This is a genomic window from Rhodoplanes elegans (assembly GCF_016653355.1).
Lineage (GTDB): Bacteria > Pseudomonadota > Alphaproteobacteria > Rhizobiales > Xanthobacteraceae > Rhodoplanes > Rhodoplanes elegans.
Map to the genome: position 1 here is coordinate 1 of NZ_NHSK01000134.1, position 21,993 is coordinate 21,993.

The 21,993-nt window shown below is 71.5% G+C and carries 17 protein-coding genes; 6 read left to right on the top strand and 11 right to left on the bottom strand.

Annotation, left to right across the window (positions count from 1 at the left end):
- Window positions 1–187: MJ0042-type zinc finger domain-containing protein (locus CCR97_RS16905; protein WP_201159687.1), on the bottom strand; the 187-nt coding region annotated here is incomplete at its 3' end.
- A gap of 285 nt (window positions 188–472) precedes the next feature.
- On the opposite strand from CCR97_RS16905, the gene ftsE reads away from it, so the two are divergent.
- The 4 genes from ftsE (at window position 473) to CCR97_RS16925 (ending at window position 3,792) form a co-directional block, all read left to right on the top strand.
- Window positions 473–1,132: a cell division ATP-binding protein FtsE gene (gene ftsE, locus CCR97_RS16910; protein WP_111360503.1), complete on the top strand. Its 660-nt coding sequence runs from the start codon at window positions 473–475 to the stop codon at window positions 1,130–1,132.
- The gene (locus CCR97_RS16915; RefSeq protein ID WP_244670506.1) at window positions 1,119–2,132 is read left to right on the top strand and encodes a cell division protein FtsX; all 1,014 of its coding nucleotides are present in this window, start codon (window positions 1,119–1,121) and stop codon (window positions 2,130–2,132) included. The genes ftsE and CCR97_RS16915 overlap by 14 nt, the downstream gene beginning before the upstream one ends.
- 95 nt (window positions 2,133–2,227) lie before the next feature.
- Complete coding sequence (locus CCR97_RS16920) at window positions 2,228–3,013, top strand: YdcF family protein (protein WP_201159688.1); 786 nt, start codon at window positions 2,228–2,230, stop codon at window positions 3,011–3,013.
- Entirely contained in the window at window positions 3,010–3,792 is a 783-nt protein-coding gene (locus tag CCR97_RS16925) for a lysophospholipid acyltransferase family protein (RefSeq protein ID WP_111358269.1), read from the top strand. Before CCR97_RS16920 ends, CCR97_RS16925 begins: the two co-directional genes overlap by 4 nt.
- Here CCR97_RS16925 and CCR97_RS16930 read toward each other — a convergent pair.
- On the bottom strand, window positions 3,759–4,436 hold the full coding sequence (locus CCR97_RS16930; protein WP_245428987.1) for a gamma-glutamylcyclotransferase: 678 nt from the start codon (window positions 4,434–4,436) through the stop codon (window positions 3,759–3,761). The two genes, CCR97_RS16925 and CCR97_RS16930, sit on opposite strands and share 34 nt — an antisense overlap.
- Window positions 4,437–4,600: 164 nt before the next feature.
- On the opposite strand from CCR97_RS16930, the gene CCR97_RS16935 reads away from it, so the two are divergent.
- Window positions 4,601–5,749 (top strand): DUF2125 domain-containing protein, encoded by a 1,149-nt coding sequence (locus CCR97_RS16935; protein WP_111358270.1) that lies wholly within the window; start codon window positions 4,601–4,603, stop codon window positions 5,747–5,749.
- A 57-nt stretch (window positions 5,750–5,806) separates the two neighbouring features.
- On the opposite strand, the gene CCR97_RS16940 is transcribed toward CCR97_RS16935, so the two are convergent.
- The 9 genes from CCR97_RS16940 to CCR97_RS16980 form a co-directional block, all read right to left on the bottom strand.
- Window positions 5,807–6,196, bottom strand: a complete 390-nt coding sequence (locus CCR97_RS16940; RefSeq protein ID WP_146618798.1) for a hypothetical protein — start codon at window positions 6,194–6,196, stop codon at window positions 5,807–5,809.
- Between the two features lie 488 nt (window positions 6,197–6,684).
- Complete coding sequence (locus CCR97_RS16945; RefSeq protein WP_111358272.1) at window positions 6,685–7,554, bottom strand: C40 family peptidase; 870 nt, start codon at window positions 7,552–7,554, stop codon at window positions 6,685–6,687.
- A gap of 58 nt (window positions 7,555–7,612) precedes the next feature.
- Window positions 7,613–9,676, bottom strand: a complete 2,064-nt coding sequence (locus tag CCR97_RS16950; protein WP_111358273.1) for a hypothetical protein — start codon at window positions 9,674–9,676, stop codon at window positions 7,613–7,615.
- A 130-nt stretch (window positions 9,677–9,806) separates the two neighbouring features.
- Window positions 9,807–11,903: a YgiQ family radical SAM protein gene (locus CCR97_RS16955; protein WP_244670507.1), complete on the bottom strand. Its 2,097-nt coding sequence runs from the start codon at window positions 11,901–11,903 to the stop codon at window positions 9,807–9,809.
- A gap of 413 nt (window positions 11,904–12,316) precedes the next feature.
- The gene (locus CCR97_RS16960; protein WP_245428794.1) at window positions 12,317–13,423 is read right to left on the bottom strand and encodes a ligand-gated ion channel; all 1,107 of its coding nucleotides are present in this window, start codon (window positions 13,421–13,423) and stop codon (window positions 12,317–12,319) included.
- Window positions 13,420–14,442, bottom strand: a complete 1,023-nt coding sequence (locus CCR97_RS16965; RefSeq protein WP_111356688.1) for a cache domain-containing protein — start codon at window positions 14,440–14,442, stop codon at window positions 13,420–13,422. Before CCR97_RS16965 ends, CCR97_RS16960 begins: the two co-directional genes overlap by 4 nt.
- A 223-nt stretch (window positions 14,443–14,665) precedes the next feature.
- The gene (locus CCR97_RS16970; RefSeq protein ID WP_111356689.1) at window positions 14,666–15,829 is read right to left on the bottom strand and encodes a hypothetical protein; all 1,164 of its coding nucleotides are present in this window, start codon (window positions 15,827–15,829) and stop codon (window positions 14,666–14,668) included.
- 237 nt (window positions 15,830–16,066) lie between these two features.
- Window positions 16,067–17,053 carry a phosphoribosylaminoimidazolesuccinocarboxamide synthase gene (locus CCR97_RS16975; protein WP_170145778.1) on the bottom strand — a complete coding sequence of 329 codons (987 nt, stop codon included), beginning with the start codon at window positions 17,051–17,053 and terminating at the stop codon, window positions 16,067–16,069.
- Window positions 17,054–17,188: 135 nt separating this feature from the next.
- Entirely contained in the window at window positions 17,189–18,199 is a 1,011-nt protein-coding gene (locus CCR97_RS16980) for a helix-turn-helix domain-containing protein (RefSeq protein WP_111356691.1), read from the bottom strand.
- Window positions 18,200–18,499: 300 nt separating this feature from the next.
- Here CCR97_RS16980 and CCR97_RS16985 point away from each other — a divergent pair, with 300 nt between their 5' ends.
- Entirely contained in the window at window positions 18,500–21,985 is a 3,486-nt protein-coding gene (locus CCR97_RS16985; RefSeq protein ID WP_146618710.1) for an autotransporter domain-containing protein, read from the top strand.
- Window positions 21,986–21,993 lie beyond the last annotated feature (8 nt).

The window sequence follows — 21,993 nt, forward strand, 5'->3', positions numbered from 1 at the left end:
CCTCGCGGCGGGCGGCCTCGCGGCGGGCGGCCTCGCGGCGGAACGCCACCTCCTCGGCGCGAGCGGCGTCCTCGGCCGTCGCGGTCCATTCGGTCCGGCATTCGGCGCAACGCACCGACCGGCCGCGTCCGACGGACGCGTCCGGAACCTCGTACCAAGCCTCGCAGCGCGGGCAGACGATCTTCATGACGCCGACACTTCGCAGTCCCGTTCCCCCGCATTATCGCCTGCGTTTCGTTAATGATCCGGAAACCAAAATGGTGGTGCTGTCACGGATGGGCACCGATGCGTGCGGCGCGGACGCGAAGCGACCGGGCGCCGGGGCGCAGGCCGGGGACGGCGACGGCGTTCCGCCGGTGCGGACGTGCCGGCGGCCGCGGCTTCGAGTAAAAGGGTGCGAATCGTCGAGAGCCGCGGATGCGCGGCGGCCGGCGCGGGGGTCCCGATCGCGCGGGACGGAGCGGAGAACGGCTTGGTCCGGTTCGAGAACGTGGGGCTGCGTTACGGTCTGGGTCCGGAGGTCCTCCGCGACCTCACCTTTCGCATCGAACCGCACTCGTTCCAGTTCCTCACCGGCCCGTCGGGCGCCGGCAAAACCTCGCTGCTGCGGCTCCTGTTCCTGTCGCTCAAGCCGACCCGCGGCCTGATCACCCTGTTCGATCACGACGTCGCCACGCTCGACAAGGATTCGCTCGCCGTGCTGCGGCGGCGCATCGGCATCGTGTTCCAGGACTTCCGCCTGCTCGACCACATGACGACCTACGAGAACGTGGCGCTGCCGCTGCGGGTGCTCGGCCGCGAGGAGGAGAGCTACCGCCACGAGGTCGAGGAGCTGCTGCACTGGGTCGGCCTCGGCCACCGCATGACGTCGCTGCCGCCGATCCTGTCGGGCGGCGAGAAGCAGCGCGCAGCCATCGCCCGCGCCGTGATCGCACGGCCGCAGCTCCTGCTCGCCGACGAGCCGACCGGCAATGTCGATCCCAATCTCGCCAAGCGGCTGCTGCGGCTGTTCATCGAGCTCAACAAGTCGGGCACCTCGGTGGTGATCGCCACCCACGACATCGGCCTGATGGACCAGTACGACGCGCGCCGGCTGGTGCTGCACGAGGGTCGGATCCATGTCTACGACTGACTACGGACACGACCACGATCACCCGCACGACCCTCACGACGACGGCCATGCGCCGGCCGAGCGGCGGTCGCGCCTGGCGGCGCTCGCCGGCCTCCTGCGCCGCAAGCCGCGCGAGACCCCGATCGTGCCGCGCAGCTCGATCTCCGCCACGGCGCTGACCGCCGTCGTCGCGATCATGACGTTCCTGGCCTCGCTGACCACCGGCGCCGTGGTGCTGGTCAAGGGCGCGGCCTCCGACTGGCAGGCCGACGTCGCCCGCGAGGTGACGATCCAGGTGCGGCCGATGGCCGGGCGCGACCTCGAGGTCGACGTCGTGCGCGCCGTCGACATCGCCCGCGCAGCACCGGGCGTCACCGCCGTGCGGGCGCAGGACAAGGCCGAATCGGCCCGCCTCCTCGAACCCTGGCTCGGCTCCGGCCTGTCGCTCGACAGCCTGCCGGTGCCACGCCTGATCGTCGTCGAGACGGCGTCCGGGCGGCCGCCGGATCTCGCCGCCCTCAAGGCGCGGCTCGCCGCCGAGGTCGCCGGCGCCACGCTCGACGACCATCGCGGCTTCACCCGCCGGCTGCGCGCCATGGCCGACACCGTGGTGGCGATCGGCCTCGCCATCCTGGCCCTGGTGACGGCCGCGACCGTGCTGTCGGTCGCCTTCGCGACCCGCGGCGCCATGGCGACCAACCGGCCGACCGTCGAGGTGCTGCACTTCATCGGCGCCAAGGACGCCTATGTGGCCGGGCAGTTCATGCGGCACTTCCTGTTCCTCGGCCTGCAGGGCGGGGCGATCGGCGGCGGCGCCGCGGTGCTGCTGTTCCTGATCCTCGGGCTGATCGGCGGCCGCCTGTTCGGGCTCGGCGGAGCCGACGCGGCCGCCATGTTCGGTGGCCTGTCGCTCGGCATCGGCGGCTACCTGGTGCTGCTCGTCCAGGTCGTGCTGGTCGGCGCGGTGACGGCGTTCACGTCGCGCCGGGTCGTGGCCGCGACCCTCCGGCAGGTGCGCTGACGGCATCCCCTCCCCGGGGAGCCTTTTCGCCGGTCGCCGGGAACGCCTTCCCGGCGCCGGATTTGGCGATATTCTCGTCGTCGGGACGTGAGTTCATGGCAGTCGAGGACGGACGATCGGCGCGCGACCGCGCGGGCGGCGCCCCCCCGGGGCCGCCCGGCAGCGTCGACGTGCGCCTGCCTGCCGGGCGCCTGCCCGCCGCGGCGCCCCGCCCTGCCCGTCATACGCTACGCCGGCTGATGCTCGCCGCGCTCGGGCTCGGCGGGCTCGCCGTCGTCGCCTTCCTGGCCGGCTTCGTCGCCTTCGCGGACCGGGTGCCGCGCCGCGAGGTGGCGCTCGCCGGCACGGCCGACGGCATCGTGGCGCTCACCGGCGGCGCCTCGCGGGTGGTCGACGCGGTCGAGCTGCTCGCCTCCGGGCGCGGCCGACGGCTGCTGATCACCGGCGTCCACCGCACCACCAACTCGAGCGAGCTGGCCCGCAACGTGCCGGACTTCGAGCGGCTGTTCGCCTGCTGCATCGACCTCGATCACGAGGCGCGCAACACCATCGGCAACGCCGTCGAGACGCGGCGCTGGACCAACGACCGCGGCGTCCGCTCGCTGGTCGTCGTCACCTCGAGCTACCACATGCCGCGCGCCATGGCCGAGCTCGGCCACCGGCTGCCGGAGGTCGCGCTGATCCCCTATCCGGTGGTGACGCCGGCGCGGGCCGAGCCGTGGTGGTCGAGCGCCGCCAACGCCCGGCTTCTCATGACCGAGTACGTGAAGTACATCGTGGCGCTGGCGCGCATCCGGATCGAGCCCGTGGTCGATCTCACCGACGTCGCCCAGCGCCGGCCTCGGCCGCCGGCAGCCGTTCCGCCGGGACCCGCAACGTGATCGTCGTCCGCTCCGTCCTGTTCACGATCGCCTTCTACGCCACGACCGTCGCCTTCCTGCTGGCGGCGCTGCCGGCCCTGCTGCTGCCGCATCGCTTCATGGTGGTGATGGCGAAGGCGTGGGGCCGGACCAGCGTTTGGCTCCTGCGGGCGATCTGCGGCATCGCGGTCGAGTGGCGCGGCCTGGAGAAGATGCCGCCCGGCGCCCTGCTGGTCGCGGCCAAGCACCAGTCGGCCTGGGAGACCTTCGCGCTCCTGCCGCTGTTCGACGACCCGAGCTTCATCATCAAGCGCGAGCTGACCTACATCCCGCTCTACGGCTGGTACACCCGCAAGGCCGGCATGATCCCGGTCGATCGCACCGCCGGCCGCGCCGCCCTGGTCAAGATGAGCCGCGCCGCCCGCGCGCTGCTCGACGACGGCCGCCAGATCCTGATCTTCCCCGAAGGCACCCGCAGCGCGCCGGGCGCGCCGCCCGACTACAAGCCCGGCATCGCGCTGCTCTACGGCGAGCTCGCGGTCCCCTGTCTGCCGATCGCCCTCAACTCCGGCCTGCACTGGCCGCGGCGGAGCTTCCTGAGACCGCCCGGGACCATCCTGGTCGAGGTGCTCGACCCGATCCCGCCCGGGCTGCCCCGGCGGGCGTTTCTGCAGCGGCTGCAGGAGACGATCGAGCCGGCGACGGCCCGGCTGGTCGCCGAAGGACAGGGACGGCTCGGGGCAGCACCGCCGGCCGGATCGCCCGTTCAGCCCGACGGCGTGTCGGCCGGCCGGTCGTGAGACGGGCGGGCCTCGGGCGCGATCAGGCGCCGGGCGATGGCGTGCAGGCCGACGTCGCGGCAGCCCTGCGCCTCCAGCTCGCGCACCGTGGCGATGACGTAATCGCGGTTCGGTCCCGACTGGCCGTGCCCCTGGCGGACCAGATGGAGCTGCTGCTCGAGGTCGAGCCGGCCGGCATATTGGGGGTGGCTGCGGTCGACCACATAGACCAGCGCCCGCACCCGCCGGTCCGTCGGGCCGGGCGCCTCGCCGGGTCCGCCGCCCTCTGCCCGGCTCGGCGCCTCGCCGGCCGCGCCGTCGAGGAGGACGACCGGCCGCAGCGTCTCCAGATAGACGTGGGTGACCTGCTCGCGCGCCCGCAGATAGGCGACCGTCTCGGCCCGGTGCTCCGCCGCGACCCGGAACGCGATGCCCCGGCAGGTGCCGCCACGGTCGAGGCCGAGGACGAGGCCGGGCTTCTCCGGAGTGCCGCGATGCACGAAGGAGTAGACGCACAGCGCCCGGTGCAGGCCATTGAGCCGCGCCGGCACGCGCGCGACGAACGGGAAGCCGGGCCGCCACATCAGCGAGCCGTAGCCGAAGACCCACAGGTCGCCGTCGCCGTGATCGATGCCTTTCGGGTCGATGTCGGAGGTCGTGGCCACTGTCGTTCCTGCTGGCGCCGGCGCGGCGCGACCCGGAAGCGGCGCTTCGGACGGGTTGACACCAGACTGCCACAAGGCTCGCCTAACAGCCCCCCCGGCCCGCGGCAAGCCCGTCGCGGCGTCGCGCCCGGGGCCGGGTCGCGAAAAGCGCGAAAGGATCAACCGTGAGGTCGGTCGAAGACGAGTTTCTGCCGGCGCGCCGCAAGCGCCGGCCCTGGCTGATCGCGCTGCCGCTGGTCCTGGTGGCCGTGATCGCCGCCGGCTGGACGGCGTTCTGGTTCCACGCCGCCTCGGTCACCCGCACCGTGCTGGCCGGCTGGCAGGAGAACGAGGCGGCGCTCGGCCGTGACTACACCTGCGCGACCCAGGATGTCGGCGGCTTCCCGTTCCGGTTCGAGTTCCGCTGCACCGACCCGGTCGCCGCGCTGCGGTCGGCGACGCCGCCGGCCACGCTCGCAGCCAAAGGCGCGACCGTGGTGGCGCAGATCTGGGAGCCGACCCTGATCGTCGGCGAGGCGACCGGCCCGCTGAAGATCGGCGAGATCGGGGCGGCGCCCGTGCTGGCGATCGACTGGTCGCTCGCCCAGGCGAGCCTGCGCGGGCTGCCGACCGATCCGGAGCGGCTGTCGGTGGTGCTCGACCGGCCGATCGCGACGTCGCTCGATGGCGCCCGCGAGGGCCTGGTCGGCCAGGCCGCGCGCGCCGCCTTCCACGCCCGGATCGCCGGCGGCTCGGCCCGGCAGAACCCGGTGCTCGATCTCGCGCTGTCGCTCGACGAGGCGAGCGCCCCGGTGCTCGGGCGCGCCGGCGTGGTGCCGCTCGACATCGATGCGGTCGGGGTGCTGCGCGGCCTGCCGTCGCTCAAGCCGCGGCCGCTCAAGGAGACGCTGCGCGCCCTGCAGGCGGCCGGCGGCCGGCTGGAGATCACCCGCGCCCGCCTGCAGCAGGGCGACATCGTGGCGACCGGCACGGGCACGCTCGGCCTGTCGCCGCGCGGCGCGCTCGACGGCGAGTTGCAGCTCGTCGTCGTCAACGCCGACAAGCTCCTGCCGCTCTTCGGCGTCGACCAGCTCGTCAATCAGCTCCTGCCGCAGGCGACCCGCGAGAAGCTCGCGCCCGGGCTCGACAAGCTGCTCCCGGGGCTCGGCAACGTCCTGCGCGGCCCGGCCGCCAGTGGCGGCGTCTCGGCCGAGGCCCTGGGGCCGGCGACCGAGCTCGAAGGCAAGCGCGCCGTGAAGGTGCCGCTGCGCTTCGCCGACGGCGCCGTGCTGCTCGGCCCGTTCAAGGTCGGGCAACTGCCGCCGCTGTACTGAAGCTGGCAGTCGCCGGACCGCAGAGGTGGTGCCCGCGCTGCGGCGGGCGCTCTCGGCTCACGCCGCGGAGGCAACCCGCAGACGCTCGTCGCCGTTCAGGAGCCGGGCGATCGCCTTCCAGAAATCCGCGACCGCGCCCGGGTCGTGCCAGTGCACGCCGGCATCGGGCTTCACGGCACACGGCTCGACGCTCCACCTGGCGCCGCTCCAGTCGGTCCCCGGCGCGCATTGCGCCACGACCGCAGCGACCATCGTGCGGGTGACCGCGGTGGTCGGGCCCCGCCACACGGTGCCGTGGTCGGCGGTGGGAACACCGACCGTGACCCAGAAGCGACCGTCGCCCGCCGGCGTCACCGCGAGCAACACGGCGCCGACTCCCGTTTCGGTGCTTCCGACGATCGCGTGACCATCACGCAGCGACGACATCATAAGCGAGAAAATATCCACCTGACCTCCTCTCCCGTTCGAATCAAACCGAGACCCCACGACGATCCATGGGCACGACGATCATTGGCGACATCGATCATCGTCGACCGTCGCCGACCTATCGCTCACGCACTCGACAGTCCCGTGACGACCACACCCTCTGTGCGGTCGCGTCTTTGAAATCGGGACTGTTGCTCCGGCACGAATCCGGTGCCGGGCGACCATGGCGCAGCCCCTTGCAACCGCGCCGATGGTGAAATCGTAACGTGATCACGGAAGCGATCATAAGCAGCACAACTACGGACGCAACGGCGCGGACGGTCTCTCCGCGTCCTCCCGGGATGACCCGGACCGAGCCCGGAAAACCTTGAAAACAAGCCGGATCTTCGCAACGCAGCAGATCACGACGCACGCCGACACCATGCGACTACGACCATGGTCTGTCGGGCAAATCACTTACGTGCGATTGCCGAGGGCGCATCGTTCACGTCGCCTCGCGACGGCCTCTCTCATGCGAGGCGACGCACGGACGTGACGGCCCCGCCGCCGCTCGCGACGATGCGGGCGACCGCGGCGGCGATCGGCTCGGTCGCGACCGCCATGTGATGCGCATTGGCGTGCAGGAGCGTCGCCGTGTCGCGCACCAGCGCCACATGCCCTTTCCAGAAGACGAGATCGCCCCGACGCAGCGCGCCGAGATCGATCGGCGTGTCGAGCGGGCGGCCGAGCGCCGTCTCCTGCATGTCGGTGTCGCGCGGACAGGCGATGCCGCAGGCCGTGAGCGCGACCTGCACAAGGCCGGAGCAATCGAGGCCGGCGACCGTCTTGCCGCCCCACAGATACGGCGCCCCGAGGAACGTCTCCGCGACCGCGACCGGATCGGCCTGCAGGCTGTCCGCCGGCGCCAGATGGGCAAGCGGCACGAAGCCGCCGGCGGCCGTCACGGCGAAGGCGCCGTCGGTGCGCACGACCGCGACGCGGCTGCCGAAGGGAAGGGAATCGAGGGGCGGACGTCGCACCGAGGGCGCCGGCAGGACGTGGGTGCGCAGCGCCGTCACCCGGTGCGTCGGCGCCGGCCCGGGCGGACCGAGCGCGCCGGCCGGCACGTAGCCGACATAGCCGTCCGCGGCGAGCTGGCCCCAGGCGAAGCCGTCCTCGCCGACGTCGTAGACGGTGACTCGCTCGCCCGCCAAGGCCTCGGTGAGCATTTCGGCGGCGGCCGCCGGCGTCTTTCGCATCGGCGCGCGACCCGCCACGACCTCATAGGCGCGGCCGTCGGCGAACCGCGCCGCCGTGACCTGGCCTTCCAGATGCTTCGCGGCGAGGTCGGGCCGCGCCGGCGTGAGGCGCGGATCGAACGGTGTTTGCGCCCGCGCCAAGACGGGCGCCAATACGGCGCCCGCGATCCCGGCCAGAAGGTCGCGCCGGTGCAAGCCCCTAGCCCCGCGGCGGGCGGCGGCGCTCGGCGAACCAGGCCCGGTAGTCCGTCATCTTGGCGCGCTGCGACGACGACGCCCGGCCCTTGCAGGTCGACGCCTCCTGGCTGCCCTCGGGGGCGCCCCAGCGCAGCTCGGCGCAGTCGTTGACGTTGTAGGCCATCTCCAGCGCCTTCACGCGGTCGACCACGTCCTTGACCGTGAGGGTCCACTGCGAGCCGTCGGTGCGCGGATAGCTGAACTTTCGCGCCGATAGCTCCGCCGCCAGCACGGTCTCCAGCTCGGCCTTCACGTCGGCGACGCTCTTGCCCGCCGGCATGGCGTAGCGCTCCGGCCGCCGCGCCACGCGGTCCGGATAGCCGCGCACCACGTCGATGGCGATCAGCAGGCGCAGATCGCGCGACGGCGTCGCGAAGTCCTCCCAGGCGCCGGTCGTCTCGAAGATCGCGGCGCCGTCCGGCATGTCGGCGGACTTGCCCGTGATCTGATACTTGCGGCCGTTCTCGACCGAGGTGACGCGCGCCCGCACCTGCTCGTCGAGCGCCTGGATCGCCTCCTTCATGGCCCGCAGGGGATCGAGCTGGGACGGCGAGATGACGTCCTCCATGCGGTCGTAGAAGGCCTCGACCGACATTCTCCCCTGGTCGAGCGAGACGTCGCCGTAGTTCGGGTTCTTGGCGATCTCGCGATTGGTCAGCCGCCGCATGCCGCCGCCTTCCAGCACCACCGGGCGGAAGCGCTTGAAGCCGGGGCCGCCGAGCGCGGGATCGTCGGCGAACAGGAAGTTGCCGCGCCAGAAGCGCTTGATCGCGACGGTGCCGTCCGGCTGGGCGTCGACGGCGAGCATCACGCCGGCGGCGTCGCCCGACTGCGGCACCCGCTTGGCGATCACCAGGAGATGGCCGTAGGGATCGGCATAGATGGTGCCGGGCCGCAGCGTCTCCTCGGAGAGCGCCACCGGATAGTAGTCGGTGGCGTCGTCGGCGAGCGCTGTGCGGCCGGAGCCGGAATGGACGCCGTCGCCGATCGACCACTTCAGGTAATGCGCGAAGCCCGGGACGAGCCCGGCCGGTCGCGGCGGCGGCGACCACGGCTTCGGCGCCGGCTTGGCGCCGGGGGCCGGCGTCACGGGCGCGGGCGCAGCGGCCTGCTGCTGTTGGCGCAGCATGCCGAACAGACCGGGCGACGACGGGGGCGGCATGGCCGGATCGGCCGAGGCGACCATCTCCTCCGGGGGCGGCGCCGCGCGCGGCTCCTCGCGCTGGATGTTCCACCAGGCCGGGCAGCGCGGCGCCTGGCCGCCGCCGCCGCGCGTGCATTTCGCGTAGCCGTAGGGCAGCCCCATCTTGAAGGCGAAATAGGCGCGCAGGAAGTACGGAAGGTCGGCGCAGTCGGGCCGGATGACGAGGTTCGCCTGGTCCTCGGCGAGACCGAGGTGATTGAACAGGAGATTGCGCGAGCGGTCGCGCAGCACTTCGTGCAGGGCCTTCCAGGACGGCGGCGGCGCGTCGAGCGGGGCGTCGAACAGCCGCTCGACCCAGGCCGAGAACAGGTTCTCGTTGGCCCGCGTCCAGCTCGCCCGCACCGGCCAGACGCTGCCGCCTTGCGTCTTCGGACGCGGCGGCTCGGTCGGCTTCACGGCGATCTCGCGGGAGATGGTGGCGCAGTCGGCCGTTGTTCCGCCAGAGCCGGCGCCGTCGCGGCTCAGCGTTACCTGCCAGGTGCCGGCGGCGGGCTGCGCCACCTCGGCAACCCAGAAGTAGGGCGGACCGCCGCGGCGGTCGCGGGACTTCGCCGCGACCGTTCCATTGGGCGCGACGAGCGTCAGCTCGCCGTCGAGCGGCTTTTCCGAGGTGAACAGGACGCGCAGGGGCGCGCCCTTCCACGGCGCCACCGGCGACGGCAGCACGGCGACGCCGGCCGCCTCGTCGCAGGTCGGCGCCCCCTGCGCCCGCGCCGCGGGGGCCGAGAGGATCAGGGCAGAGGTGGCGAAGGCCAGCGAGAACACCGTCGTGACGGCAACGAGCCGAGGCGTGACGGCAGCGAGCCGACGGGCCGAAACCATGGAATTCCCCCTGTTTCCATGAGCGCGCGGCGGCAGAATACTGTGAAACCTATGGCTGAACGATGGCGGATGCTTCGGCCGGGCAGGCCGGAACCGTCATCCTCCGCTGATTACCGCAGTGCGGCCGCCTTCACCGAAACCGTACGCCCTTGGTGGTGAAGCGCTGCGTCTTTCCACCCGCGGCGCCGGGGCGGACCGGCCGCTTCGTGCCGGCGGCCTTGCCGGTGCCGGGCGGCTGGTGGGCCGGGACGAGCTGGTCCGGCCGCGACCCGATCAGGTCGCTGCGCCCCATCTCCTTCAGCGCCTCGCGTAAAAGCGGCCAGTTGTCGGGGTCGTGATAGCGCAGGAACGCCTTGTGCAGGCGGCGCTGGCGCAGCCCGGTGATCGCCGCGACCCTTTCCGACGCGCCGCGCCGCACGCCGCGCAGCGGGTTGACGCCCGAGTGGTACATGGCCGTCGCGGTCGCCATCGGCGACGGCAGGAAGGTCTGCACCTGGTCGGCCCGGTAGCGGTTCTTCTTGAGCCACAGCGCGAGGTTCATCATGTCCTCGTCGGTCGTGCCCGGATGCGCCGCGATGAAATACGGGATCAGGAAGTACTGCTTGCCGGCCTTCTTGGCGGCGGCGTCGAACATCTCCTTGAAGCGGTCGTAGGCGCCGATGCCCGGCTTCATCATCTTGTCGAGCGGCCCCCGCTCGGTGTGCTCGGGCGCGATCTTCAGGTAGCCGCCGACGTGATGCGACACGAGCTCCTGGATGTAGTCCGGGCTCGTCACCGCGAGGTCGTAGCGCACCCCGGAGGCGACCATCACCTTCTTGACGCCCTTCACCTCGCGCACCTTGCGATAGAGCCTGATCAGATCGTCGTGCGACGTGTTCAGGTTCGGGCAGATGTCGGGGAACACGCAGGACGGCTTTCGGCACGAGGCCTCGATATTCGGATCCTTGCAGGCCATGCGGTACATGTTGGCGGTCGGGCCGCCGATGTCGGAGATCACGCCGGTGAAGCCCGGCGTCCGGTCGCGGATGCGCTCGATCTCCTGCAGGATCGAGCCTTCCGAGCGGCTCTGGATGACGCGGCCTTCGTGCTCGGTGATCGAGCAGAACGTGCAGCCGCCGAAGCAGCCGCGCATGATCGTCACCGAGAACTTGATCATGTCCCAGGCGGGGATCTTCGCATCGCCATAGGCGGGATGCGGCGCCCGCGCATAGGGCAGGCCGTAGACCGCGTCCATCTCCTCGGTCGTCAGCGGGACCGGCGGCGGGTTGAGCCACAGGTCGCGGTCACCGTGGCGCTGGACGAGCGGCCGCGCATTGCCGGGATTGCTCTCCCGATGCAGCACCCGCGACGCCCGCGCGTAAGCCTCCTTGTCCTGCTCGACCTGCTCGCAGCTCGGCAACCTGATCACGACGTCGCCGCGCACCTGGCGGGCGCCCTCGTCGGCGGCGTCGAGATCGTCGGCGTGAAGTTCGGTGGTGGTCTCCGGCACGCGGCGGAACAGCGCGACGCCGCGGATGTCGTCGAGGTCGCGCGGCGCTTCACCCGCAGCCAGGCGATGTGCCACCTCGACCACGGCGCGTTCGGCATTGCCGTAGAGCAGCAGGTCGGCCTTGGCGTCGGCCAGCACCGAGCGGCGCACCTTGTCGGACCAGTAGTCGTAATGGGCGATGCGGCGCAGCGACGCCTCGATGCCGCCGAGAATGATCGGCACGTCCTTGAAGGCCTCGCGGCAGCGCTGCGCATAGACCAGCGTGCAGCGGTCCGGCCGCTTGCCGCCCTCGCCGCCCGCCGTGTAGGCGTCGTCGTGGCGCAGCCGACGGTCCGCCGTGTAGCGGTTGACCATCGAGTCCATGTTGCCGCCGGTGACGCCGAAGAACACGCGCGGTCGGCCCAGCGCCTTGAACGGCTCGGCCGACTGCCAGTCCGGCTGCGCGATGATGCCGACCCGAAACCCCTGCGCCTCGAGCAGGCGGCCGATGATCGCCATGCCGAAGCTCGGGTGGTCGACATAGGCGTCGCCCGTCACCAGCACGATGTCGCACGCGTCCCAGCCGAGCCGGTCCATCTCGGCGCGGCTCATCGGCAGGAACGGCGCCGGCCGCCGCTCGGCCCGGTGGCGCGGCCAGGAGAACAGCGGCTTCGTCGAGAGCAGCGGTTGCGCCCTCGGGATCGCGGCGCCCTGGATGTTCGCTCTCTGGATCGGTTCGGCTGAAACGGGGGTGTTCATGAGGCCGAGGCTTAACGACCCGGGCCGCCGAGTTCAACCGGCCGGCCGCCGCTTGACGCGATTGTGTCGCGGCAGCCGCGCGCCGCACGCGCGTAGCCCGCATGGAGCACCGCGGAATGCGGGACCACGCGCCGGCTAGCCGGCCGAGGTCCACCCGCATTCCGCTTCGCTCCATGCGGGCTACGGCTGCGCGTGAGCTACGACCGAACGAACGGCCCGATCAGATCACGCCCACCAGCCACAGCACCAGGACGAGGCTGAGCGGCACGCCCAGCCACCACAACAGAATAGGCATATCAGGCCTCCGGGGTTTGGTTTCACCCGGTCAACCGCGACCGCCCGTCCCCGTTCCGACCGTCCGGACGGTATTCTTGCGACGCTCCGCCTCGGCCGCCGCGCCCGCGGCGCCGATGTCAGCCCGGCAGCGCCCGTACCGCGATGCCGACGCAGACGATCAGCATCATCACCGGCAGGGCCCAGCGGATTTGCCAGCGCAGCTCCAGGCAGGCGGCGTGGAAGCGGCGGGTCGGGTCGGCGCAGGCGGCGGTGAGCCCGACCTCGATCATCAGCACCAGCACCAGATAGAGATAGCCGAGCGAGATCATCTGGGCGACCGGCGTGTTGAGCGAGATCGCCCCCGGAAAGCTCGACTCGAACGTGAAGCTCAGCGCCGCGAGGCCGAGCAGCGAGGAGAAGATCATCGTGCCCTTGTCCTTCTCCTGCTCGCGCAGCGCCGGCGACCAGAGGACGAACAGCGACACCGAGAGCACCGCGAACAGGGGCACGAAGATGCGCAGGATGTAGCGGTCGGACTGGCGGACCAGCTCCACGGTGGCGGCGAGCCGCGAGTAGCTGCGGGCGTTCCAGCCCATCGTCTCCTCGTTGGCGAAGCGAAGCCGCCCCGGTCGCCACACCACCAGCGAGGACTCCTCGACCCCCGACAGCAGGCGGTCCGTCTCGGTCGTGATCAGGATCGCCTCCTGCTTGGCGTAGCGCGGCAGCGAGAGCGACAAAGCGAGATTCTGGCGATCGAACGGGAAGGCGTCCATGTTCATGCGGAACCGGAAGTCGGCCTCGAACCGCTCGATCAGCACGACCTCGCCGGCCGCTGAGGTCGCGACCGCGACGGTGCGCGAGTCGCGCCCGCCGATCTGGTTGTCGAGGACGAGTCCGGGCGTCCAGATCGAGGCCAGAAAGGCGTCGGCCTCGCCGGCGATCCGGTCGATCCGCCCCGAGCCGACCGCGATCGCGTCGAAGGCGAGCCGCGGATCGATCCAGCGCTGGGTGATCTCGACGAAGAAGCGCCCCTCCCCGGCCGTCTCCTTCACCTCCAGCACGTTGAGGACGCGCAGCGCCACCCGCACCCGCACCGGCAGCTCGACGCCGGCCGGCAGCGCGGTGCGATCGTCCGCGGCCGCCGCGGGAGCGGACCCGAGCAGCACTGCCGAGAGAAGCGCGAGCGCCAGGGCCGCGAACGCCGGCGCGACGGCACGCGCCGGCGCGAAAAGGCGCCGCCTCACGGCCGCCTCCGCGACGTGAGGGCGATGCGCAGCAGCACGGCGAAGACGATCCAGGCGAGAATGCCGCCGCACAGCGCGGCGACGACGAGCTCGGTGCGCAGCCGGCCGCGGTCGTTCGGGATCTCCTCCAGCGCGATCGTCATGCCGACCAGCCGGCCCGAGAAGTCGACCAGCGGCTGCGACACCACGCTGAACGGCCGCCCTTCGATCTCCCGGGTCGTCACTTCGACGTCGCGCAGCGCCCGCATGCGGGTGCTCTTCAAGAGCGCAGCGAAGCGGTCGTCGTCGGTGGAGAGCGCCAGGACGAGATCGCCGAACCGCGGCAGCTTGGGATCGAGCGCGACGCCGACCATGGCGGGCGCGATCACCACGGCGACGTCGGCATTGGTCGACGCCTTGACCAGATCGAGGATCGGCCGCAGGTCGAGCCCGACCTCCATGGTGCCGACCGGGGACTTCTCGTGCTCGACGATCGCGATGCCGCGCACGCCCAGCCCGGCGATGCCGATCTCGACGCCGGCCTGGGCGCGCCGGCCGCGGTTCGCCGCGACCACCATGGGGCGGAAGCCGGAGATGTCGTCGTCGAACGTCTCCAGCCGGTGCATGCGGAGCAGATAACGAAGATCGGTCGTGTGGAAGCCGTAGATCTGCACGCCGGCCTGCCGGCTGAGATACTCGTAAGGCCCCTGCGAGAGCGCCTGCAGGCGGGCGCGGTCGCGCCGCGCCAAGGCCTCGCCGACGTTCGGCCGGCGCGCCGACGCCTCGGCGAGCGACAGCGCGAACTTGCCGGCGTTGTCGAAGGCGCCCGTGACGGCGCCGGCGACGAGGCGCATGCGGGTGTCGCGGTCGCGCTCCGCGATCGCGTCCTGGGCGCGCATCTGCAGCAGCACCATGCCGCCGAGCACGATCGTGATCACGAGCGCGACGGCGGGCGCGACGAGGCGGACGGCACGCGAGGAGCGCGCGCGCGACGGCGCGACGGTCTCCACGACCGGCGGAGCTGAGAGTTCGGATGACATCGATGGACGGGACGCTCGAGGGGAAATCGGGGGTGTGCGGACGCGCGGTGCGACATCCACGATGCGGCATCAACGATACGAAGGCGCGAAGGTCAGTCACGGCATGAGGCGGGGGCCCTCGGCGGTGGCATGATGCTGCCGTTGCTTCTAGCCACCCCCGGACAGCCGCGCAAGCCGGCGCGGCACACGCGAAGCGTGCACGTCACACGTCCGTCGACGCGCCTCAGAAGCTCGCGCCGCCGAGCAGCGAGCCGGTCGAGGCGTTCATGGCGTCGACCATGTTCTGAATGCTGGTCACGGTCCGGTAGTTCTTCAGGACGTTGTCGGTGAAGCTCTCGCTGAAGCCGAGCAGCGCCTTCTCCTCGGCGCTCATCGACGAATACTGGCGGATCAGCGCGACGCTGCGGGCCGCGGGATCGCCGCCCGAACCGGTGAAGGCGGAGAGCAGCGTGGTGCGCGTGCGCTGCTCCAGCGCCTTGCGGGCCGCGCGCGCCTCGGAGACCGCGAACTGGCCGTCGGCGTTCTGGGCGACCACCGCCAGCGTGCGGTTGTCGAAGGACTCGAAGTCGACCATCCGGCCGGAGCGCGTGCCGTCGAACACCAGCTCGGTGCCGGCGTCGCGGGCGCGGCCGGCCTGGGCGTCGAGCGCGGCGCGGGCGCGCGCCGCGAGCGTGTCGGCCGTCGCGGTCTTGCCCGGCGAGGTCGTGCCGGGCGCCGGCGAGTCCAGCATGGCGCGGACGGGATCGCTCTGGTTGCCGGTGTCGGGCGCCTTGCCGAAAATCGCACGCGCCGCGGCGAGTCCCTCGGTGACCGCCTCGCGCCGCGCCACCCAGCCCGGCGTCGCGCGCTCCTCCGGGCTCGCGGCGTCCAGATAGTCGGCGGCGGCGGCGTAGAGGCTCGCATAGTCGCCGGTATGGCGGGCGATCACCGCATGCGGGGCGAGCGCATCCTCGAAGCGCGCCTGCAGCACGGAGGCCGCGGCCTTCTTCTCGTCGGCCGTGAACAGGTCGCCGGTGCCGGCGGCGACGACCGCGAGCGTGGCGCGGTCCTGCGCCGTGAAGTCGACCGCCACCTGGCCGTCGACCAGGGCCGAGCCGATCCCGAGCGACTTGTATTGCTGATCGAGCCAGGCCCGCGCCGCCTGGGCGCGGGCGAGCGCCGAGCCGCCGGCGGCGCTCGTGCCGGCCGCCGTCATGGCAGCCAGAAGCGCCTTGGCCTCGTCGGACAGCGTCAGGACGGTGGCCGAGCTGCCGGCCTGGGTCGATGTGGCAGTCGTGCCGGTGCCGCTCGACGCGGTGGATTGGGTCGCTGCGCTCGCGGTCTTCTGTCCGTAGGAGCCGGTCGTGTAGCTCGACAGCGCGCTCGTCAGACCGATCGAAGCCGACATGGGAGCCTCGGCAGAATTGTTTCTAAAGAAACAATTAAGCCGGCATGGTTAACGAAGCGTAAAGGGATGCCGAACGGCCCCGGCCGCACGAGGATGCCGCGAGCAGAGTGCGGGTGAAACGAGGACCCATACGCCCTGTCTTCCGTGAGCCACCGGCACCGGGACTATGGATTCCGGGCTCGCGGACCTGAAGGTCCGCGCCCCGGAATGACCGGGCCTGCCGTACCCCCGCGCCGATCAGATCCGATAGCTCGCCAGATTGTCGGCGATGCGCGCCGCGAGCGAACGCCCCTTTTCGCGCGGCGTCAGCGTCTGGCCGGTGAGGCGATGGAAGGTCTGCTGATAACGAGCGGACAGCTCGGCGACGAGCGCGGCCGGCGCCTCGGGGATCACGGCGTCCTTGTAAGGATCGCAGTGGTCGACGAACCAGCGCCTCAGAAACTCCTTGTCGAAGTAGTCGGGCTCCTGGCCGGCGGCGAAGCGCGCCTCGTAAGAATCCGCCATCCACCAGCGCGACGAGTCGGGCGTGTGGATCTCGTCGATCAGCGTGAGCTGTCCGTCGGCATCGAGACCCATCTCGTACTTGGTGTCGACCAGGATCAGCCCGCGGGCGAGCGCCGTCTCCTGGCCGCGCCGGAACATTTTTTGGGCCACGTCCTCGACCTGTTCGAGCAAATCCTTCGACAGAAGCCCGCGCTCCAAGACCTGCGCCGGCGTGATGGTCTCGTCGTGGGTGTCCTCCTTGGTGGAGGGCGTGAACACGGGGCGAGGCAGGCGGGCGTTCTTGCGCATGCCGTCCGGCAGCACGAAGGCGCCGAAGTCGCGCCGACCGGCCTGATAGTGCGTCCAGATCGACGTCGAGGTGACGCCGGTCAGATAGCCGCGCATCACGATCTCGATCTTCAGCGGCGTGCAGCGCTTGGCCACCGTGACGTTCGGATCGGGCAGCGCGATCACGTGGTTCGGCACGATGTCGCGCGTCTCGTCGCACCAGAAGGCGGCGGTGCGGTTCAAGACCTCGCCCTTGCCCGGAATGTGCGCGACGATGCGGTCGAACGACGAGTGGCGGTCGGTCGTCACCAGCACGAGACGCTCGGGCTGGACGTAGATGTCGCGCACCTTGCCCTCGATGCGCTCGCCCAGTTCCTTGAAATCGGTATGGCGGAGGGTTTCGAGGTTCGCGTTGTCGGCCGGCGCGGCCGCCACAGAGGCCCCAGGTGTCATCTCGTCTCTCCCGCGCCGGCCTGCCCGTCCGACCATGCTCCGGCGAACTAGCACGAGTCCGGGCCGCCCTCCGCGGTTTTTTTCGACCACCGCCGGGGAGACCGGCGTCGCGTGCCGTCCGCCGACCGACGGCGCTCAGCCTCGGCCGACGTGACGGAGCACATCGCCGGGGCCGGGCTGTGCTCCGGTGTCGCGCAGCCACGCCTCGGCCAGCCCCCTGACCTCCCCCGGCGTCAGCCCGAACCGGCGGCGAAAGGCGCGCACGAAGGTCGAGTCGCCGCTGAACCGGAGATCGAGTGCGAGATCGATCAGTCGCCTGTTGCGCGACGCCGGCGCGGCGAGCCGCCGCAAGGCGAGGTTGAGCCGCTGCTCCTGCACATGGCGCGCGAGCCCGCCCTCCGCCTCGAACAGGCGGTAGAGGCCGGCCCGGGACATTTGAAACCGGCGGCACAGGTCCTCGGCGGTGAGCGGCTCGGTGTCCAGATGGGCTTCGATGTGACGCTTGATCATCGCCAGGACGAGATGGCGGTCGGCCCGGTCGACGGCGCCGTCCACCTCGGCCGCGCTGCCGACGGCGCCGGCGACGATGTCGGCCATCGCCTCGACCGCCGCCCGGCTCTCCGGCGACGGGCCGTCCCGCAGCGCCGACAGTTGGCTGCCCAGGAGCTGCGCGGCGCGACCGCCGCCGGGCAGCAGCGACGCGGTCGCCGAATCCGGATGCGCCAGGCGAGGCGCCATCACGCTGCGCGGGACGATGATCGACACGAGACGGGTCGTGGCTCCCCCGTCCGCGCCCCCGCTCAGAACCGTCCGGTTCGGCTGCGCCATGTCGATCAGGCACACGTCGCCGCGGCCGAGCACCGCCTCGCGACGACCGGACGTAAAATGCATGCCGCCCCGCAGACACAACGTGATCTGAAAATGATCGATGCCGCCGCGGGCGATGTGCGCGGGCGTGCGATCGTATTCCAACGCCGTGGAGACGCTCTCGACCAGGAGCCCGTTGCCGGTCGCCGCCGTCACGGACGAGACCTGGAATTCCTCCGGCGCGCCGAGCGGGGCGACGCTGCAGATGTCCGCCGTCACCGCCCGCATCGCCTGCAGCGCGGATTCGCCACGGCCGGGATCGCTCGATCGCTCGCTCATCGGGCCTCGTCCGCGCCGCGGCTCGACGAGCCGACGCCGCCTGGACCTGTTGCTCGTCTCCGGGTCGAGCGGCGAGCCTATCATGTCCGACCGAGGACCCTGTGTGTCTCGCCGGCAACAACGGCCGTTTGAATTCGTCCCTGAGACGCTGGGCACATCGCGCCCCTGCCGGTCCGCTACCGTTCGCTCCTCGGGACACGCCTGGAGGATTGCGGCTTGCGCAACGGCATCGCGCCTTTCGTCGCTGAATTCGGACTCCTTGGCCGTCCGAGCGTAACGAGCGATCTGCGCGCACTGGAAGTGCGGACCTGGCCGCGGCGACGCCGGTCGCGCCGTCGGCTGACGAGCGTCCTGGTCCCGCTGGCGATCCTCGCGCTCACGACGCCGGCTCGCGCCGGCATCGACGCCTACGGCCTGCTCACCGGCATCAATTCGAGCCCCGGCCAGGCAATCGCGTTCTCGACCCTGACGAACACGACGATCGGCTCTGTCATCACCATCGGTGGCGGGCCGGTAAATGCCGTGTTCTCGCTGGACGGCCGTTACGCGTACACGGCAGACGCGCAGCCCGATTCCGTCACCATCGTGGATGTGGCGACCCAGACCGTCGTTGGCACGATCGCGGTCGGCTCCCCTCCGGCAGGCATCGCGATCAGCCCGGACGGCCGATACGTGTATGCGACGACAATCGTCGGCAACTCGGTCTCGGTGATCTCGACGGCGACCAATCAGGTCGTCGGCGCGTTTCCCGTCAGCAGCCCGTTCGGGGTCGCCGTCTCTCCGGATGGCACCACGCTCTACGTGACGAACTCTCAGCAGAATACGGTGAGTTTCCTCGATGCGACGAGCGGGACCGTCACCGCATCGATCGCGGTCGGGAACTCTCCGGTCTCCGTTGCAGTGGCGCCGGACGGCAGCAAGATCTACGTCGCGAGTCAAAACAACGGCGGCAGGCTCACGGTCGTCGACACGGCGAGCCGGACTGTGGTGGCCACCATCAACGGGCCCGCCGGAAATGCCGCCGTATCCCCGGACGGCACCCGCGTCTATGTGACGGACCAAGGGAACACCCTGTATGTCATCGACGCGACCACCAACACCATCCTCACCACCGTGGCACTACCCGGCAACAGCGTCGGCGTCAGCGTAAAGGCCGACGGATCGCGGGTCTATGTCTCGAGCAGCAGCCGTGTCATCGTCGTCGACACGGCGACGAACACCATCATCGCCAATGTGAGCACCCCGGTCGGCTCCAATCTCAATTTCGGCACCGGCTGGATCGGCCCGAACGTCATCGTCGCGACCGGCGGCGCCGTATCGGCGGGCAGCGACGCGGCGCTGACCGCGCTCGGCTTCGATCAGTACGTCATCTTCAACGGCGGCACGCTGCAGCTCACCGGGACGTTCAGCACGGCGAAGACGATCTCGCTCTTGGCGCTCGGCGGCGTCATCGACACCAACGGCTTCGACCTGACCCTCACCGGCACGATCATCAACGACGGCATGCTGACCAAGACCGGCCTCGGCACACTGACGCTGACCGGCGCCAACACCTACACGGGCGGCACTCTGGTGACGGGCGGCCTGATCAACTTCAGCGCGGCCAACAATTTCGGCACCGGCCTGATCACGCTGAACGGTGGCGGCCTGCAATGGGCGACCGGCACCACGACCGACATCTCGTCGCGTCTCACCGCCATCGGCCCCAACGGCGGCACCTTCGACACCAACGGCAACATCGTGAGCTTCGCGTCCGGCCTCACGGGCGCCGGCAGCGTCACCAAGACCGGCGCCGGCACGCTCGCGCTCGGCGCCGTCAACACCTACTCGGGCGGCACGCTGATCAACGGCGGCACCCTGGCGCTCACCGGGAGCGGCAGCATCGCGGCGTCGAGCGGCGTGAACATCGCGACGGGCGCCACCTTCGACATCTCCGCCACCACGACCGGCGCCACCATCAAGACGCTGGCCGGCGCCGGCGGCAGCACGGTCGCGCTCGGCGCCAAGACGCTGACGCTGTCGAACGCCTCGTCCACCTTCGCCGGATCGCTCACCGGCACGGGTGGTTTGACCATCGCGGGCGGCGTCCAGACGCTCACGGGCGCCAGCACCTACACGGGCGCCACCACGGTCGACGGCGTCCTCTATCTCGGGTCCGGCGGCGCCATCGCGGGCTCGGCCACCACGGTGAACACCGGCGGCCTGCTGGCCGGCACCGGCACCGCGGGCAGCGTCTCCGTGAACGCCGGCGGCGTCTTCGCGCCAGGCACAGGCGCACCCGGAACGGCCATGACGGTCGCCGGCAATCTCGCCTTCGCGCCGGGCGCGTTCTATCGGGTCGCCATCGACCCGACCGCCGCGTCGCAGGCGGTCGTCACCGGCACGGCGACGCTGGCCGGCACCGTGCAGGCCTATTTCGCCACCGGCAGCTACGTGACCAAGCGATACACGATCCTCACGGCCGGCGGCCGCAGCGGCACGTTCGACGGTCTGGCGACCAGCAATCTGCCGGCCGGGTTCATCGCGTCGCTGGACTATTCGGTGCCGAACGGCGTGGCGCTCGATCTCAGGCTCGGGCTGGACGGCGCCACCGGCCTGCCGCGCAACCCGGCGGCCGTCGCCGGCGCGATCAGCCACCACTTCAACGCGGGCGGCGCGCTACCGCCCGGCTTCGTCTCGGTGGTCGGGCTCACGGGCCAGCCGCTCGCTGGCGCGCTGACCCAGCTCTCCGGCGAGGCCGCGACCGGCGCCCCGCAGGGCGCGTTCCAGATGATGACGGCTTTCCTGGGCCTGATGACGGACCCGTTCGTCGACGGGCGCACCACGCCCATTCCGGGCGGGATCGGAGGGAGCGGCGCCGCGCTCGGCTACGCCGCCGCCGACGCACCGCGGCCCGGTGCCGCCGGCGCCCTGGAGAGGGCCGTCCAGGCGCCGTCCGCCGCGCCGGTGGTGCCGCGCTGGAGCGTCTGGGGCTCGGCCTATGGCGGCTCCGGCCGGCTCTCGGGCGACGCCGCGGTCGGCAGTCACGATGTCTCGGTGCGGGCCGCCGGCGTCGCGGCAGGCGGCGACTGGCGGGTGACGCCGTTCACCACGCTCGGCTTCGCGCTCGGCGGCGGCGGCACCGGCTGGAGCCTGACGCAGGGGCTCGGCAGCGGCAGCAGCGACGCCTTCCAGGCCGGCGTCTACGGCACGACGACGGTCGGCCCGGCCTATCTGGCCGCGTCGCTCGCCTTCGCCGAGCACTGGATCACCGCCGACCGGCGAGCGCTCGGCACGGCGCTCACGGCCCGATACGAGGCACAGAGTTTCGGCGGCCGCGCCGAGGCCGGCTGGCGGCTCGCCTCGCCGCTCGCCACGGTCACGCCCTACGCGGCCCTCCAGGCCCAGGCCTTCGCGACGCCCGCCGTCCGCGAAAGCGACCCGAGCGGCGCCGGCTTCGGCCTCGCCTATGACGACCGGACCACGACGGCGCTGCGCACCGAGCTCGGCACGCGGATCGAGAAGGTGGTCGCGGTCCGGACCGACGCCACGCTGGCGCTGCGCGGCCGGATCGCATGGGCGCACGACCGGGTGAGCGACCCCACGGTCGCCGCGACGTTCCAGACGCTTCCCGGCGCGGGCTTCACGGTCGAAGGCGCGACGCCGGCGCGCGATCTCGCGCTGGTCTCGGCCGGGGCCGAGCTGCGCTTCGCCAACGGCATCGCGCTCATGGCGAAGATGGACGGCGAGGTCGCGGCCCACAGCCACACCGTCGCCGGCACGGCCGGCCTCCGATATGCGTGGTGACGGCTGGA